This window comes from Proteus sp. Marseille-Q3619, from assembly GCF_965283115.1.
Genome location: NZ_CBDIMP010000001.1, coordinates 3,658,733 through 3,673,630, shown reverse-complemented (window position 1 = coordinate 3,673,630; position 14,898 = coordinate 3,658,733). Strand labels below are relative to the sequence as shown.

Annotated in this window: 21 protein-coding genes; 7 read left to right on the top strand and 14 right to left on the bottom strand. The window is 34.8% G+C overall.

The features are described from left to right. Positions 1-40 precede the first annotated feature (40 nt). The 3 genes from ACWPWK_RS16995 to cbpA all read right to left on the bottom strand — a co-directional run bounded on the left by ACWPWK_RS16995 (position 41) and on the right by cbpA (position 2,842). Positions 41-1,309, bottom strand: coding sequence for an amidohydrolase (locus tag ACWPWK_RS16995; RefSeq protein WP_109372799.1), 1,269 nt, complete (start codon positions 1,307-1,309; stop codon positions 41-43). Positions 1,310-1,595: 286 nt separating this feature from the next. Beyond that, complete coding sequence (cbpM, locus tag ACWPWK_RS16990) at positions 1,596-1,901, bottom strand: chaperone modulator CbpM (protein ID WP_109372798.1); 306 nt, start codon at positions 1,899-1,901, stop codon at positions 1,596-1,598. Beyond that, a complete protein-coding gene (cbpA, locus tag ACWPWK_RS16985) occupies positions 1,901-2,842 on the bottom strand; it encodes a curved DNA-binding protein (protein WP_109372797.1) in 942 nt (313 codons plus the stop codon). The genes cbpM and cbpA overlap by 1 nt, the downstream gene beginning before the upstream one ends. A 380-nt stretch (positions 2,843-3,222) precedes the next feature. Between cbpA and ACWPWK_RS16980 the strand changes: the two genes are divergently transcribed. Both ACWPWK_RS16980 and ACWPWK_RS16975 read left to right on the top strand, forming a co-directional pair. Next, positions 3,223-3,555 (top strand): DUF1971 domain-containing protein, encoded by a 333-nt coding sequence (locus ACWPWK_RS16980; protein WP_109372796.1) that lies wholly within the window; start codon positions 3,223-3,225, stop codon positions 3,553-3,555. Positions 3,556-3,564: 9 nt separating this feature from the next. Beyond that, positions 3,565-3,903, top strand: coding sequence for a DUF1869 domain-containing protein (locus ACWPWK_RS16975; protein WP_167392490.1), 339 nt, complete (start codon positions 3,565-3,567; stop codon positions 3,901-3,903). Positions 3,904-3,978: 75 nt separating this feature from the next. Here ACWPWK_RS16975 and ACWPWK_RS16970 read toward each other — a convergent pair whose 3' ends face one another. Beyond that, the gene (locus ACWPWK_RS16970; protein WP_109372794.1) at positions 3,979-4,851 is read right to left on the bottom strand and encodes a LysR family transcriptional regulator; all 873 of its coding nucleotides are present in this window, start codon (positions 4,849-4,851) and stop codon (positions 3,979-3,981) included. Positions 4,852-4,951: 100 nt separating this feature from the next. Between ACWPWK_RS16970 and ACWPWK_RS16965 the strand changes: the two genes are divergently transcribed. Further along, the gene (locus tag ACWPWK_RS16965) at positions 4,952-5,404 is read left to right on the top strand and encodes a multidrug/biocide efflux PACE transporter (protein WP_109372793.1); all 453 of its coding nucleotides are present in this window, start codon (positions 4,952-4,954) and stop codon (positions 5,402-5,404) included. A gap of 208 nt (positions 5,405-5,612) precedes the next feature. Beyond that, on the top strand, positions 5,613-6,137 hold the full coding sequence (locus tag ACWPWK_RS16960; RefSeq protein ID WP_109372792.1) for a DUF4303 domain-containing protein: 525 nt from the start codon (positions 5,613-5,615) through the stop codon (positions 6,135-6,137). A gap of 347 nt (positions 6,138-6,484) precedes the next feature. On the opposite strand, the gene ACWPWK_RS16955 is transcribed toward ACWPWK_RS16960, so the two are convergent. Beyond that, entirely contained in the window at positions 6,485-7,612 is a 1,128-nt protein-coding gene (locus ACWPWK_RS16955) for an ABC transporter substrate-binding protein (protein WP_109372791.1), read from the bottom strand. 768 nt (positions 7,613-8,380) lie between these two features. Between ACWPWK_RS16955 and ACWPWK_RS16950 the strand changes: the two genes are divergently transcribed. The 3 genes from ACWPWK_RS16950 to ACWPWK_RS16940 all read left to right on the top strand — a co-directional run bounded on the left by ACWPWK_RS16950 (position 8,381) and on the right by ACWPWK_RS16940 (position 9,049). After that, the gene (locus ACWPWK_RS16950; RefSeq protein ID WP_004247006.1) at positions 8,381-8,572 is read left to right on the top strand and encodes a hypothetical protein; all 192 of its coding nucleotides are present in this window, start codon (positions 8,381-8,383) and stop codon (positions 8,570-8,572) included. A 162-nt stretch (positions 8,573-8,734) separates the two neighbouring features. Continuing rightward, complete coding sequence (locus tag ACWPWK_RS16945) at positions 8,735-8,896, top strand: YnfU family zinc-binding protein (protein ID WP_215534280.1); 162 nt, start codon at positions 8,735-8,737, stop codon at positions 8,894-8,896. Positions 8,897-8,908: 12 nt separating this feature from the next. Then, a complete protein-coding gene (locus ACWPWK_RS16940) occupies positions 8,909-9,049 on the top strand; it encodes a DNA polymerase III subunit theta (protein WP_089503251.1) in 141 nt (46 codons plus the stop codon). 572 nt (positions 9,050-9,621) lie between these two features. On the opposite strand, the gene ACWPWK_RS16935 is transcribed toward ACWPWK_RS16940, so the two are convergent. The 9 genes from ACWPWK_RS16935 to ACWPWK_RS16895 form a co-directional block, all read right to left on the bottom strand. After that, positions 9,622-10,344 (bottom strand): GumC domain-containing protein, encoded by a 723-nt coding sequence (locus ACWPWK_RS16935; protein WP_089503252.1) that lies wholly within the window; start codon positions 10,342-10,344, stop codon positions 9,622-9,624. Between the two features lie 3 nt (positions 10,345-10,347). After that, positions 10,348-10,596, bottom strand: a complete 249-nt coding sequence (locus ACWPWK_RS16930) for a hypothetical protein (protein WP_109372790.1) — start codon at positions 10,594-10,596, stop codon at positions 10,348-10,350. Positions 10,597-11,040: 444 nt separating this feature from the next. Next, positions 11,041-11,811: a hypothetical protein gene (locus ACWPWK_RS16925; RefSeq protein ID WP_089503254.1), complete on the bottom strand. Its 771-nt coding sequence runs from the start codon at positions 11,809-11,811 to the stop codon at positions 11,041-11,043. Positions 11,812-12,384: 573 nt separating this feature from the next. Further along, complete coding sequence (locus ACWPWK_RS16920; RefSeq protein WP_141243245.1) at positions 12,385-12,834, bottom strand: hypothetical protein; 450 nt, start codon at positions 12,832-12,834, stop codon at positions 12,385-12,387. A gap of 1 nt (position 12,835) precedes the next feature. Continuing rightward, positions 12,836-13,030: a hypothetical protein gene (locus ACWPWK_RS16915; protein ID WP_089503256.1), complete on the bottom strand. Its 195-nt coding sequence runs from the start codon at positions 13,028-13,030 to the stop codon at positions 12,836-12,838. A 28-nt stretch (positions 13,031-13,058) separates the two neighbouring features. Then, positions 13,059-13,769 (bottom strand): hypothetical protein, encoded by a 711-nt coding sequence (locus ACWPWK_RS16910; RefSeq protein WP_244185037.1) that lies wholly within the window; start codon positions 13,767-13,769, stop codon positions 13,059-13,061. Continuing rightward, positions 13,759-14,400, bottom strand: coding sequence for a hypothetical protein (locus ACWPWK_RS16905; RefSeq protein WP_109372789.1), 642 nt, complete (start codon positions 14,398-14,400; stop codon positions 13,759-13,761). Before ACWPWK_RS16905 ends, ACWPWK_RS16910 begins: the two co-directional genes overlap by 11 nt. After that, positions 14,397-14,660: a hypothetical protein gene (locus tag ACWPWK_RS16900; RefSeq protein ID WP_089503240.1), complete on the bottom strand. Its 264-nt coding sequence runs from the start codon at positions 14,658-14,660 to the stop codon at positions 14,397-14,399. Before ACWPWK_RS16900 ends, ACWPWK_RS16905 begins: the two co-directional genes overlap by 4 nt. After that, positions 14,645-14,896 carry a hypothetical protein gene (locus ACWPWK_RS16895; protein WP_089503239.1) on the bottom strand — a complete coding sequence of 84 codons (252 nt, stop codon included), beginning with the start codon at positions 14,894-14,896 and terminating at the stop codon, positions 14,645-14,647. Before ACWPWK_RS16895 ends, ACWPWK_RS16900 begins: the two co-directional genes overlap by 16 nt. Positions 14,897-14,898 lie beyond the last annotated feature (2 nt).

Sequence of the window (14,898 nt, the reverse complement as noted above, 5' to 3'; positions counted from 1 at the left end):
TATGTAATATAGATAAATAGAATAGACCTTCTTATTATTTTTACATATTAAGGATAGAGAGGATACCTTCAGTAAAAAGTGTTAAGCCGATGGAAAGTGCTTCTTCATCGATATCAAATTTTTCTTTATGATGCCCATCACTTTGGTCGGCACCCACCAAAAAGAATATCGCTTTTCCCCCTTTCTCTTGTACTCTTCTTACCATTAATGAAACATCCTCACTTCCCCCTAAAGGTAATGTGATATTGACTAATTCTGGGTGTGAATTAATAGCACCTTGCATGATGTTTATCATTTCAGGATCATTTCTGAAGTTTGTTGCTTCACCAGTAATTTCTATTTTTGTGTCTAATTGATAAGCAACTGCGGCAGCATCGACATATCTTTTTATATTATCAAACAAATATTGCGTTATTTCGGCATCTTGTCCTCGAACTTCTAATTGCATTTTCGCGGAACTAGGAATAAGGCTACGATTTTCACCCGCAATTAAAGTGCCAACATTCACTCTTGTCATACCTTTACCATGTCTTGGTATGGCTAATATTTCATTAACTAAAAAACATGCCCCAGCTAAAGCATTATTTCCTTTTTCAGGCTCATCCGTGGCATCAGAGACTTTACCTTTTAAAGAAATATCTAATTTAGTAGTACAAAGGAAATCAAAAGGATCGAGTGCTATTTCACCTTTTTTCAAATTACATCCAATATGCATACCCATAAAATAATCGGTATCATCTAATATTCCACTATCACTGATTGCTCTTGCACCTCTCACTCCTTCTTCTGCGGGTTGGAATATTAATTTATATTTCCCACGTAAAGCGTGAATATTCTGTTTTAACCAATGTGCTAAGCCAAGTCCTACTGCAGTGTGCCCATCATGACCACATGCATGCATTAATCCAGAACGACATGAAGCAAATCCCTGCTTATTAGGTAGATGTGTATCATCATTTGACTCTTGGACATAAACACAATCAATATCGAAACGAAAAGTAAATGTAGGCCCCGGAATTTCTGTATCAATAATTGCCATACACCCTGTTAAACCATCCATTTCAACTAATAACTCGGTGCTGATCCCTTCTTCTTCAGCTATTTTGATAGCTTCATTAACTAATTTTTCATCTCTACCTAAAATGCTTTCTCGACAAATAATATGAGGCCCCGCTTTTACCTCAATATTCATCTCTCTCAATATGCTGATGATCGTGCCTGTCGTTACAAATTCAGTCCAGCCAATTTCTGGAAACTGGTGAAACGTTCTACGCCATTCTATTAATTTATTGGTTTGGATCGACTTCATTATTTTTCCCTTACGAAAGATAAATATCTTATGAAAAAAGCAGCATTAAATAATTTTTTTATTATGAGAATAATAACCTAATGGTTATGGGTATATATGTGATCACATCGCTATTTTGTTCATTTATATAGCATGGTAGTTTTAGAAATTAGAGAAGGCTACGGAGGGAAATAATTATTAAAATCAATAAATAAAGTGTTTTAAAGTAGTGAGTTAACAATAAAACTGTGGCATAAAAATAGCCACTAAAAATCTTTAACTCATTTAGTGGCTATTTTATTGATCTTTATTCATTTATAAAACGCATTAACTGCTGACGTAATTGCTTATTTTCTTGTTTTAACTGTTCATTTTCATCTAATAAAGTCAGTGCTATGGCGATACCATGCCAATCTAATGCGAGTTCTTTATGAAGTTTTAATGCACGATGTGTCACCACAATAGCATTATCATCGAAAAACCACTCCTCAGTTTCAATTTCTAGCGGTTCGATCACCCCAAGAGCTACAAACTCTTTGAGCTCATCATTTGATATTCCCGTATGATGACAAAACTCAGTGACAGTAAATACTGTTGTTGTTAATTGACCCATTATTTATTCTCCCAGTCTTTACGTGGATTATAATCGGTCTGGCTATCTGCAATTTGTTGCCATAATTCGCGTATCTTTTCATCGGGTTTAGGTGGCATCACAATTTTTAAAATTGCATATAAATCACCGCTGACCTTTTTGCTAACTAACCCTTTTCCCTTAATACGTAGCTTTTGTCCTGCCTGACTTCCCGCCGGAATAGTTAACAAGATTTTTTCTTTTATTGTAGGTATAGGAATTTTTGCACCTAATGCAGCTTCCCAAGGAGCTACAGGAACAACTATTTCTAAATCATGGCCTTTAATATCAAATAGAGGATGAGGTGCAATACGAATAGTTAACCATAAATCACCATTTTCGCCTCCATTTTCACCCGAAGTACCTTGCCCTTTTAAGCGTATACGTTGCCCATCAATAACACCTGCGGGAATTTTAACATTCAGTGTTTTAGGAATTTCTTTTTCCAAAATACCGAAGACATTATAAACAGGTAAGTGGTAACTTATTGTGCGTTTATGCTCTTCCTGTGATTCTTCCAGAAAAACAGCTAATTCTATTTCTAAATCATGCCCACGCTGTTTAGGCGCCTGTTGAGCTCGACGCCCTTCAAAGGGAGAATGTTGACCAAAAAATGAAGCATAAAAATCGTCAAAATCTTCTTGGTTAAAACGTTCTTGATTTGTATTTGATTGCTGTTGCGTAAATTGTCTAAATTTAGGATCGTTGCGATGTGCCCAAAGTTCATCGTATTCAGCTCTACGTTGCTCATCACCTAATATTTCCCATGCTTGAGCAATTTCTTTAAAACGCTCTTCTGCATCAGGCTCTTTACTCACGTCAGGATGATATTTTTTTGCTAAACGACGATAAGCTGTCTTAATCGTTTTAATATCATCCGTAGATTTAACACCCATAATGGCGTAATAATCCTTTAATTCCATAGTGATATCTCAATTATGTTAAATAATGAATTAAATATTAATGCCCAATACTTGATCAATTATAGAACAAAGAAACTATGTTGATGAGTAAATTCCCACGAAAAGCGTGCTTGCAGCCTAAAAAAACAGTCTTTAACTAAAAAATATTTTAAATATTAAAAATTAATTCAAAATAATAAAGTGATATAAAACAATATATTAGACAAAAAATGAATAATATCGTTGTATATTTTTATTAAATTGCATTTGAAATGCTTCATTATAAGAGGTAGATTTTATTTAGCGCATAATAATTTACTACGTTATCAACTACGATTTTTCTTTTTAATCAAGATAAAAAGTATAAAAATCAATCTATTCACGTTTTCTAGGGCGGTAAAATGGAAAGAATTATTATCCCTACTCACTATATTCATGTACGTGCGACGCCACTTTGGACGAAAGACACTGCCCCTAAATCAATTTGGGAAAGACATTTAGATAAAGGAACTCGCCAAGGGGTTTATCCTAAATTATCGGTCATGCAAGGTACGATTATTTATTATGCCTATGCAGATGAATTCAGCCCTGAGCCAACCGAAACTCTAGTGATTAATGCAGGTGAATTTGGTGTATTTCCACCAAAGACGTGGCACAAAATAGAAGCGAAAACTCAAGATACTGTTTTTAACGTCGATTTTTATGTCGATCCTAAAATACTTGCTGAAGGTTAAAGGTTGATTATGGAAAATGAAAACAAAGGCTATTTATTAGAATTGATTAGCGCTGATGGCCGAAATAAATCCCAAAAAATCTTTCTTAATCCTAAAATTCTGTATATCCCAGACGTTGCAACTCAAGAAATTTTACTCTTAGTTGATGAGCTAAAAAGCAAAGTAAATATTGATTCGCAAGAACTTACCTTAGCATTAACAAATAAAAATAATGGTGTTTCTGTCAATAAAGAGAGCTTTTTGACTAATTTATTAGATGCAGAGATGTCGAGCCTAATGGTAAAAGATCTTATCAATATTGTACGTGGCTATGATATGGATGAAGAAACAAATGTCTGTGGTTGGTGAGTTAATATTATTAAGATAATAATGGACTAATATCACCTTCACTATTGCTAATGAAGGTGATTGCTTCCCTCATTTTTATCGAGAAGATTGAATATTATTTTTCAATAGTTTATCAATCATCCAATATCCTGCTTTTCCTGGTGGATTATTTCTCGACCAAACTAAATCGATATCTATTTTTTTCGGAAACTGGTCATAATTCAGACTGACGAGTAAGTCATGTCCAAATTGCTCAACTAACCAAGTGGGTAATATTGCCCATCCCATTTCTTGCTCTGCCATTTCAAGTATCAATAAATAGTTAGGTGCCAGCCAATTTTTTTCACTATTGATGACAAATTGAGCACGACTACTTAGCCGTAATTGACGATGCATGGTTAAATGTTGATAGCTAATTTGCTTTTCTTTCGCAAGTGGGTGAGTTTTATGTGCATATAATCCTAACTCACCACTTACGGGTAAACGGGCAAAAGCAATATCGGCTGGATATTCTATTCGTGATTCCATCATACCGATATGTGCCTGATTATTTTGTAGCATATTAATGACATCATCATTTTCAGCGACAAGAAACTCAAACTCAATATGAGGAAATTCTTTATCTAGCATTTTTAAGAGTTGCTCAGAATAAGGGGGTTGATACATATCAGAAAAAACGCAACTTAAACGAGGCTCCATTTCTGGTGATAGCTCTATTCTTAATGCCTGTAATCGTTCATCTGCCGCTAATATATCTTCAACTAAGCTTAGTACCTTTTGCCCTGCAAAGGTTAGCGTTGATTCTCTCCCCTTTCGTTCAAATAATTCAAAGCCCATATCATCTTCAAATCCTGTAATTGTGCTACTCACTGTAGACTGACTTTTATTTAATTTTCGAGCAGCGGCAGAAAATGATTTTAGTGAGGCGGCTTCAACAAATGTACGCAGAGTTTCTATGGAATAGTTCATTATGGTATCGTTTTTTTCGATGGCTCCTATTTTGTATATATACAAAATATCACCAATAATTGCATCTGTTTTTTGCTAAATAATTAATTTGAGGTGGGATATGAGCCAATATCAAAAAACATTTACTGAGCGCGTTTTTCACGCTGTTTCATTTGAAGTGATAGCTATCGCAATAACAGCGCCACTTAGTGCATGGATTTTGGGTCGCTCAATTTTTCAAATGGGAACCGTTGCTATTATTTTATCAACATTAGCTATGTTATTAAATTTATTTTATAACATGATTTTTGACCGCTATTGGCCTTTAATCAAAGGTCCAAGACCAACAAAAATACGAGTCATGCATGCCATTGGATTTGAATTAAGCTTTGTGATCATTGGTTTACCAATATTAGCATTTTTATTAAATATGTCACTGTGGAATGCATTCTTATTGGAAGTCGGCTTCTTTGCCTTTTTCCTTTTCTATACATATGCATTTAATCTTAGTTACGATAAATTGCGTGAAAATTGGTTTAATCGTAAAGAGAAACGCATTACTGCACGTCAATAATTACTCGAAAACACCTTTTGAGCTATCATTAGGTGTTTTTTATCACGAATCAAAAGTAGAAACTGAATATTTTATATCATTAAATCATAATATTAATATACTATTCTAATTATCGTCATATAGAGCAATTTTTATGACCGATATTCTGAATACTCCTGTATTAATTAAAGAGTATTGTGACTGTATCTAACTGGATTATGATTTAACTATGATATTAAATGATGAAGTAGTTAAAAATATAAAAAATGATATTATTTCTTTTGCGATAACAGAAACAGAGAAATTTTTAACGGAAAAAAGTGGCGAAATCTTTTACGCCTTTGCGTTCGATTTAAATGCCGCGTATGGAGAAATAAATCTTTGCTTTAACACTGAAGAACATTTTCAAAAAACATTAAAATACTATCAAGATCAATCTAATAGCTACAATTACCATTCAAATAACGAGATAAAAAGCTTAAAGTACAATACAGGTGATTGGGAATACCAATGCTTTAGTACTATTTACCCTATTGATGAAAGAACCTTAGAACAACTTTATCAAACGCCTTATGAAGACGATTCTTACTCTCACATTTTAACAAAAATTATTCAAATATTTTCAGAATCTCTAACGCTGTTTAAGCAAACAGAGACTTACAAAAAAATTCCAAAAACTGAGGATTTTATTGCTTTTACAATTGATCATGATGAAGATGTTGAAGATGCTTTAATGCGTATTGGAAAATATTAATAAAGCGGTATAGAACGATAAATACTGTAGATGTTCAAAAATGAAGTGATAACTGAACTGTTATTTATTATTAACACCAAAAGAGTATCAATAAATGATCTTTTTTATTAGTTATATACTTTTTTCTATTTTTTTAACCACTATATTAGCCTATTGGTGTTTATCTGCACTTTTTCCTAAAGCACCTCCTACAACACTCTCTTGCCTTTTAGCAAGAACGTTTCTAGGTGTATTGCTCATTATTATAGTTATTAGCCTTATTTTAACTTTATTAAGCCAGATACTCTGATTGTTCGAAATGTAAATGAAGATAGAAAGCCCTTAAAAAAGGGCTATAACTTGAATTTTTATTTATCTGCTTTTGCTGCCCAAAGAAATTCAGCGTTGGGTAATGTGGTATATTTTTCTATTATCTCTTTATAGGTATTTTCTGGCTTTAATTCAGCAAATTGTTCAGGATAAATAAAGGTTGCTAAATACTCTAAGCCAACGATGTTATATGGATGATTATAGAAATTATGATATATACCATATAATCGTTCATTTTTAACCGCAGTGATTTGATTAAATCCAATTCGACTCTTCAATCGTTTGAAACCTTCTTGAGCCTCTTTGTTAGATACCCCATAACCAAATGGTGCAGAAATATTATTTTTATTAATCCAGCGAGATCCCGTTACAATATAAACATCAGGTTTAGTACTAATAACTTGTTCTAAAGAAATAACACCCGAGGCTCCTGGTAAGAAATGACTACCAATATTGTCACCACCAATAGCTTGAATCAAACCACCCCACCCCGCATTATTATGTGTAAAGCAGCACCCATCACCATTAGCTCCAGCCTTTGCTTCTACAAATACACTTGGTTTATTTTTAATTTCTTGAGTTTTATTTTTAATATTATCTAGGTGTTGTTGATAAAAATCTGTATATTCTTTAGCTTCATTCTCTTTATTTAAAATGATACCAAGAAGTTCAACACTTTCTTTCGTATTTTTGACTGGCTCTAAGAAAGTATCAACATAAATAATAGGAATATTGGCCTCTTTTAAAATACTGACAACACCTGATCCTTCTAATGCGGGTTTTGCTCTTAGTTGAGCAATCAGAACATCAGGCTGTTGCGCAATAACTTGCTCGGCATTAACCTCACCTTTGTCATTAAATCCCATATCAGGGATTGCATTTATATTAGATTTCCATTTCTGTTCTAATAAAGAAACTGTCTGTGGGTCCGATTTTTTTAGATTATTATTCCATGCTACAACCCTTTCAAACGGATTATGTCTATCAAGCAAAGCCAGCGTTAAAATATCTCTACCATCTTGTAATATAATGCGTTTTGGTTCATGTTTTAACGTTATTTTTTGTCCATCTGTATCAGTAATAGTAACTGGATATGTTGTAGCTGATGCGGTAAAAGGAAGTAATGCTGAAAGAGATATTGCTAGCAGGTGATATTTATTTTTCATAGTATACTCTCCATAATAGAGAGTTAATGCTAACAATTATCATTAACATCATCAACAAGAAATCATCTTTATCTGACTATTAAATAAATTAGCCTTAATAGAGCGGCATCTAAGTTTGTTATAAAACAAAGGTCACGGAACATTATAATAAGGGTAGCAAGTGATGAATGATATATCATACACACAGAAATTTAGCTGACTATTTCAGTTAGATCTTCTAAAGCTTTTAGCATCTTATTACCCATTTTGGTTTTACCAACAATGGTGGTTCTTTCAAGAGACTTCAGGAGATAATGATTTAGTATGAAGGTTTGATTTTACTGGGTTTGGGAGACTTCAGGAGACGCTAGGAGATGTTGATATGGCGGAGGAGGAGAGAACAAAATAAATAGGTTAACACACTGATTTATATAAAAATAAACATACAAATAAATTTTCATACCCCCATAAATACCCCTTTTGGATTTTTAGAGGTTATTTTTAGATAAAACATGAATGCAAAAAAAAAGAAAGGTGATACTTTTATACCACCTCCTCATTTTTAATTCCACCTATCCAAAAACTAACTGGAGCTGTTATGAACCTCATGAAGCTAATCCAGAAAGAAAAAAAGATAATGGAATTATTTAAGCCTGATAATTTTGCATGAGTAGCTGGCGAAATAGGCACCCCTCCTTTTGAGGTTTCTGGTGTAGCTTAATGCTTAAAGGATAGGATTCTTTTAACAAGAAAAGTATTCTCGAATCTACTCGCAGAACATTAGATAGCATGGTTAAAGATGGCTTGTTAGAAAAAATATCCAGCTATGAGAGACGACAAAACAAACACCAAGGCTCAAGTAGCTCTCCTGGTGTTCGTTGTGTCGTTAGTCGATATGGCTTATGTGGAAAGTGTCGTCTTGTGAAATGCGAAGATGACGGAGAGGATTTTATTGAAGGTGAGTGTGTGGTAGTTGGCTAACCAACAGACAGTTTCTGGCACCTTAAATACTCAAACGTACTTGCTGTGCTTTATCATGTGGTGTAATAAAACTTGTCACCACAAATAAAAGAGCAAAAATTGAGCAATTAAATACAAAGTAGCGTACACTGAATCACGATATCCCTATAATGGGTGAAAGATATGAAAGCTTTTAATGTGATAAGAATGTTTCAAGACGCACTAGTAGAAGTTACCTGCCCAAGCTGTTCTTACGTAGCTAAACAAAACAAACACAAACTTAAGAAAAACCTAATCTTATTATGCCCTAATTGTGGCTACATGTTTTATTTCAATAAAATATAAACACCACGCAATATGCCCGTTGTTGCCGTGGAAGTTGAACGACAACAACCAGCACATCTGCGCGAGTATTTTAACGAACGATTGGCATTTTATCGTGAGAGAGGCAAGAAGTTGCCTGATGGGAGTTCGGTGCAGTATTTGAAAACAGAGTAGAGCCGATGCTCGATGGAACCGACTGATTTATATAATCAATCATTTATAAAATTTTGGAGTCTTATTGGTGTCCTGATTTTTTCTTTTACAATTATTGATAAAACATCATACTGATAATTAGTTGTATTACCCACCATACTCCCTCAACCTATGTAGTGTAGCATTATACCCATAATAATTAGGTAACTTATTAAATAAGTTATAATCATTGTTGGTGATAATCTTTTTTTATGTGATCTTGGTTTGTATGTAACTGGTTGATTTTTAGTTTGGGTTGGAGTGGTTTTGGGAAAGATATTTTAAATGATTGAGAGCTTATTAAACTTGCCGCCAAACACTCAAACCTATTATTTATATTAAATAATAGGTTTAGTTATAATAATTAAAGCTAGTAATAAATTAGAGTATCTTATTTAAACTGAAAATAAAAAAATAACAATTTATTATTCAACCGTTCGAACTTGATTATCAGCTTTGAGCGAGAAGCAGACACTCACATGATATACAATGTAGCTTAAGTAATCGGTGCAGCCCCTTTAACCACTAGTCATTCCTATGTGTACTTTTATTCTTCACTTCAACACTCCCCACTCTTTCAGTAACCAGTCCATCAATGAGGACTCATTGTTAAAAGATTTATATTTACTGTCCTTTCTGCCTCCGCGTGGGCCAAAGGTCGCGAGAGTTACTGAAAACCCGTCGCTGGTTTCCGATTTACTGATCCACATATGCAGGGTGTCGCCGTAGTTATAGCTATAATGTGCATCACCATACTTGCTACTCTGGCTGGGTTCTTGGTAGTTCCAACGCCCTTTAAACTGCTCATTCTGCGCAGCCAACTCATCAGACAGGCGTCGCGTTGCCTTTGCTTTCGGGTGGTTAGCCAGATCCGCCGTGCTACTCTTCATTTTGCTGATTCGGTCAGCAATAGACCCCTCCGATGCAGAAGATCCTTCCTGCTGCGTCTCTGCGGCCCCCTGTGCAGCTGCAATACCATTCTCGAGCAATGTCAGCTCCAGAGCTGCAATTTTCTTGCCGCGCTCCTTGTGGGCACGTACAACAGTGTTATAACGGTCTATCATGCCGTTGTAATCTGTTTTGAGAATGGAAAGTTCACGACGCAACTCAGCTACCAACTCGCTGCTGGCGGAGTCGCTCTTAATTTGCAGTAGGCTGGCCGGGTTTATGCACCGCTCCTGCATCACAGCGGCCAGCATTTTTAATGCCTGCGCGGCCTCATTGGCACTGGAGTTGTTAAACGCTAAATGCATGAACTTGTTCAGTTTGGTATTCATGGATTATTTCTCATTCATCCAAAGGGTTGCATAGATGATATTGCGCTGATAGTCGCCTATCCAGGTTTCAGTACTTTGATCCATATCGCTATAAACCTTGTCTTTTGCTTCATGGCTCTGATATGAATTAACAGCGATATGACCCGCAACCGCGTTTTCGCTCACTATGAACACTTTAACCAGAAAGTCCACGACAACAACAGCAACAGCAACAGCAGAAGTTCCTATAAAACAGCTAATTTTCTTTAACATTTTATTCACTATGAAAGATAACTTTAGATTAAATTACATTTAGAAATTTAAAGGGTCAATATGTAAGGTGCAGCGATAATACGTATTTACACTAGGCCTGTGGTGTTCAATGTGAATCGTTATGGTGATTGAAATGGCTGTATCTGTCGAACGTATAATGTACTCAATAGTGCCCGCTGTTGGCACGGAGCGAACATCTACATATCTGTTAAAATAGCAAATTTTAGCAGCCACTGTCAGCGGTTGGCGGTTGGCGGTTGGCGGTTGGCGGTTGGCGGTTGGTCAGGAGATCATAGGAATAAAACCAAACAACTATACTTTTGTTTTATATTTATATGTAATGATTTGAAGCATTAGAAATGCCTCCATAAATATCTTACATATTTTTCCTGATGATTTATCCATCAATCAATATAGATTTGTTAATGACAAAAAATGCAAATATCACTTACTCCACTCCCTTGTGCCACTAATATTTGACATGACATCATCAAAATCGAAGTTCGGATCTAAGTTAGGATTATATTTACCTTTTTCTTTATTATATTCAAAATTATGACAATCACAGTTATCCGCATACTCACCACAATCCATACATTGTGCGTTACAGTAATCTATCATTCTATCAATTGCATCATATGATTCATAGTCATATGAGAAATCACCATAACCACAACTTCCACAAATTTTTCCGTTTATAAAATCATCAATATCATTATTATCTTTGAGTCCACAATCGAATATTTTGGCAATTGGTCTTAGAACCACTCTAGAATAATCAAATTGATAGTTAGGCATTCTAAAAAAAACTTTTCCAGAATCTTCTTTTAAGCAATGGAATGATAGATCGCCATATCTTTTTATCAACTCAGGATATCGTTCCTTTTTTAACTCAACGTGCTTAAAGGAATTATTTACAGCATCTAAAAGCTCAAACTTATTATTAATAAAGCAACATCCATCTACAGAGTATCTTTCATCAAAGCCTTTCAGAAAATTATACCTTTTTATGCTGGCTTTTTTGTTAACGATATAAACTATATAATCCGTCGCATGAGCAAGAATTGTATTAAATGAAAAAACGTGATGCAACTGCAAGGTATTATCTTCTAGTTTTTCAAAAAAATCGCCTGAAGCAGGCAAAATAACATCATCTATATAAGAAAGCAGATATAATGCATCTTTCTTATCCGAGTTTTCAGAATAAAATTCCATAACCATATCCTACTAAATAAACTTATTGATAAAATCATATAATATTTATTGTAAACAAAAAAGTTTAAAAAACCCTTAATGTTATTTCTGAAACATAGACTATGTGTATCAGTAAGACCAATACAACTTTATGAAGCAACTGTAGCTTAGAGTACGTACACATCATGGATGGTAGAGGGTGACAACTCACTAGCTGACTCCGTTTTGACTGGTATAGAGTTATGTCAGCTTTGTCCGCTTGTTGCACTATACAGCGCACATATAAAATTCAAATGGCGGTTTTGAGCGGGGAGCGGATAAGACTTCTATAAGAGGTATGCGCTATTTTTAAGGGATACTTACAATCAGCTGAACTTAATTATTCCATCTACTATGTTTGCATAGAATCTTTTATTTTAAAAAGGTAGAGCAAAATATTTTATTAGGATAAATAAAGCTCATTTATAACTGTAGAGTAAACCATAGAACAATAACTTATTAGGAACTTTATGCATTCATCTAAAATAAATTCTTTGTACTCGATTGGCATATGAGAGCTATCTGGTAATTCACCTTGATGAACATAGCTACACCTCAGAGCATAAATAAATGACAGTATATTGGCGGATTTTTTATATCTGCACTATTGTCCATCAGTGCATTATAACCACGATTTAGGAACTGTTCTTGTTCACCTTGAGCGTGCAATATTAAAGTATTTAGGTAGTGAGATAATGCATTCATAGCCACATCACCTGACAGTGTGTTGGGAATTACTCTAGTTAACGAAAATTCTGATAAAATATTTTGGTAAATAAATAAGAACCACTGTTCTGAAAAGTATTCTTCATTTATTAGTCTTGCTTTACCAACAGGGCTGTAAGTAAAGTCTACATTAACAAATATATTTTGCTTTCTAGGCTTTTCGGAATCAATCTTACCCATAGCTGAAACTCTCTGGGTATCTAGCCATTCCTTTTGGATTTGTTCGTCAGATTTTTCCTTTATATTACCAAACCCATATTCCGTAGCAGTAGCAAGCAATTCAAAGCAGTACCACATTGATAGTTTTCGCATGAACATGATTATAGAGTTCAGGTTTATTGTTAGTTAAGGTGACTTCCATTGCAACCGCTAACTGAAATCTCTCGCTAAAATTCTCTAACAAATTTTGCTTATCATCAGCGATATAAGATTTAAATATATCGTACAAAGAATCGACGTCTGCTTGTTCGATCATGTTTCCCCCTTATAAACTTAAGTTTGATTTATTTTACAAACACTCGTTTACCCGCCACCACAGATGCTCTTAAATCAACTTCAGGTTCGCGGGAGCCTACTCTGTACGAATAAGACTGATATTGGTCGTAGGCGACATCAATTAGCTCTATAAGAGATTCGGTAGCCCTCAAAGCTTCTGTAGGTATAATTCGAGGCTCATAGGTGCTCACAATGCCGAGCTTCATGTGCGCAATCTCTTCATGTCTAATCTTGACGATAGGAGTCGCAAATGACATAAACCGATCTGCTGCTAACTTAACGTCGTCATATGTACCGGGATATGTACCTTTTTTCAACAGCATCTCAGTATTACGTACTTTCTTAGTTTTGTCTGCCAAACGGGCAATACGCAGAATTAATAATTCAACTATCGCATTTAGCGCGACAAACTGATTACCCATTTCATATCTTGTTGGGCTAGATGCCAGAGTACCCATTAACTCCTGATGTGTGTAGATAGATACCAGAGCAAACCAGGCTTCGTTTTGAATCTCTTCTAGAATAGTCATGACCTTGCCGTTGTGTTTGAAGTTAGATAAGCATCCAGCATAATCTAAGCCTTTCACTTTTAGAAGCTCTCTGGTATCCCAATGTCTGCTCTTGGCACAAAACCAGCCGCCAACAAATATATACTTTTTTAGCGGCTGTTCATCCTTACCAACTAAATTAGCTATCAAAAACTTTCTATCACCCACCATACTCCCTCACATCAATATAAAAATACTGCTTACCTAGAGAGGTTGTTGACATTTGTCCGGCTACTATCATGGAATGAGGAATAATACGGTTACCTCGGCCACAAAGAGTTACTCTAATCGTTTTTCCTCCCATCGAATCCATCATACCAATATGCCCAATTGTTGTGATTAATACTGCACAAGGAAAACCGACATCCACACCACTCCAATTATTTCCTGTGAGCACAAAGTTATTTCCTTCTAATAAATTAAGTGGTCTCTGGCTTGAAGCGTGTGTAATAACACCTTTATGATAAATTTGAATTCCCCATTTTTGAGGATGAAGTGAAATATGATAAGAAGACTTCACAAATACATAGAGCTCATATTCTGCTGAATTACCTTGAATAGTATCAATTAAATTCACACACCACGCATTATTCTCATAAATTACTTCAGATAATCCACCTAATGATGGATTAGAAGAATTAAGAACTCGAATAAAAACAAGTGGCACTGCGTTATTATTACCTTCGATAACTTTAATTAGTCCCGGCTTAGTTTTTATCTTTTTTAAAAATACGGCTGATTCATAAGGTGTTAATTCTTCGGTAATACCCTGATTAAAAAATAATGCACCATATTTACTCATTTAATTAGTACCATAATAATTCCATTAATCGATTGACTACCGCGTAGAGAATTCCACGAGATTTTATTATTCTCTACTTTAACAGTGAAATAAGATCCTCGATTTCTAGCTACAATATAGGCGGCCAATGACCGCCCTTTAGGAATATTATTATAAGTTTTACTGCCATTCTGATTGACCGCTATTTGGTCAAAAATAAACGAACGCCCAGTAATTTTTATTGGCTTTCCTTTTTCATATATTTCTATTCCCCACGACATGAGAAATCCTCTACGGCATCAGGAGATACCCATCCTCCTAAGAATTTAAATCCTAATTGAGGTACAGCATGATAAAGAGGCCCATTAATAGTTTCTCTCTTTTTATCAAACTTTACTAATACAGGTTGTTGATAGTGAAAAGTTTTTATTTGGTAAACACCTTGGCAATCGACTTTCTTATATCCAGAGGTACACCCTGACAATAATAATGCTGTAATTAAAACAATAAACTTCATAC

Bases quoted from the DNA above. Each gene is read 5' to 3' on its own strand.
- ACWPWK_RS16995 (WP_109372799.1), bottom strand. From the start codon at position 1,309: ATGAAGTCGATCCAAACCAATAAATTAATAGAATGGCGTAGAACGTTT.
- cbpM (WP_109372798.1), bottom strand. From the start codon at position 1,901: ATGGGTCAATTAACAACAACAGTATTTACTGTCACTGAGTTTTGTCAT.
- cbpA (WP_109372797.1), bottom strand. From the start codon at position 2,842: ATGGAATTAAAGGATTATTACGCCATTATGGGTGTTAAATCTACGGAT.
- ACWPWK_RS16980 (WP_109372796.1), top strand. From the start codon at position 3,223: ATGGAAAGAATTATTATCCCTACTCACTATATTCATGTACGTGCGACG.
- ACWPWK_RS16975 (WP_167392490.1), top strand. From the start codon at position 3,565: ATGGAAAATGAAAACAAAGGCTATTTATTAGAATTGATTAGCGCTGAT.
- ACWPWK_RS16970 (WP_109372794.1), bottom strand. From the start codon at position 4,851: ATGAACTATTCCATAGAAACTCTGCGTACATTTGTTGAAGCCGCCTCA.
- ACWPWK_RS16965 (WP_109372793.1), top strand. From the start codon at position 4,952: ATGAGCCAATATCAAAAAACATTTACTGAGCGCGTTTTTCACGCTGTT.
- ACWPWK_RS16960 (WP_109372792.1), top strand. From the start codon at position 5,613: ATGATATTAAATGATGAAGTAGTTAAAAATATAAAAAATGATATTATT.
- ACWPWK_RS16955 (WP_109372791.1), bottom strand. From the start codon at position 7,612: ATGAAAAATAAATATCACCTGCTAGCAATATCTCTTTCAGCATTACTT.
- ACWPWK_RS16950 (WP_004247006.1), top strand. From the start codon at position 8,381: ATGGTTAAAGATGGCTTGTTAGAAAAAATATCCAGCTATGAGAGACGA.
- ACWPWK_RS16945 (WP_215534280.1), top strand. From the start codon at position 8,735: ATGAAAGCTTTTAATGTGATAAGAATGTTTCAAGACGCACTAGTAGAA.
- ACWPWK_RS16940 (WP_089503251.1), top strand. From the start codon at position 8,909: ATGCCCGTTGTTGCCGTGGAAGTTGAACGACAACAACCAGCACATCTG.
- ACWPWK_RS16935 (WP_089503252.1), bottom strand. From the start codon at position 10,344: ATGAATACCAAACTGAACAAGTTCATGCATTTAGCGTTTAACAACTCC.
- ACWPWK_RS16930 (WP_109372790.1), bottom strand. From the start codon at position 10,596: ATGTTAAAGAAAATTAGCTGTTTTATAGGAACTTCTGCTGTTGCTGTT.
- ACWPWK_RS16925 (WP_089503254.1), bottom strand. From the start codon at position 11,811: ATGGAATTTTATTCTGAAAACTCGGATAAGAAAGATGCATTATATCTG.
- ACWPWK_RS16915 (WP_089503256.1), bottom strand. From the start codon at position 13,030: ATGATCGAACAAGCAGACGTCGATTCTTTGTACGATATATTTAAATCT.
- ACWPWK_RS16910 (WP_244185037.1), bottom strand. From the start codon at position 13,769: ATGGTGGGTGATAGAAAGTTTTTGATAGCTAATTTAGTTGGTAAGGAT.
- ACWPWK_RS16905 (WP_109372789.1), bottom strand. From the start codon at position 14,400: ATGAGTAAATATGGTGCATTATTTTTTAATCAGGGTATTACCGAAGAA.
- ACWPWK_RS16900 (WP_089503240.1), bottom strand. From the start codon at position 14,660: ATGTCGTGGGGAATAGAAATATATGAAAAAGGAAAGCCAATAAAAATT.
- ACWPWK_RS16895 (WP_089503239.1), bottom strand. From the start codon at position 14,896: ATGAAGTTTATTGTTTTAATTACAGCATTATTATTGTCAGGGTGTACC.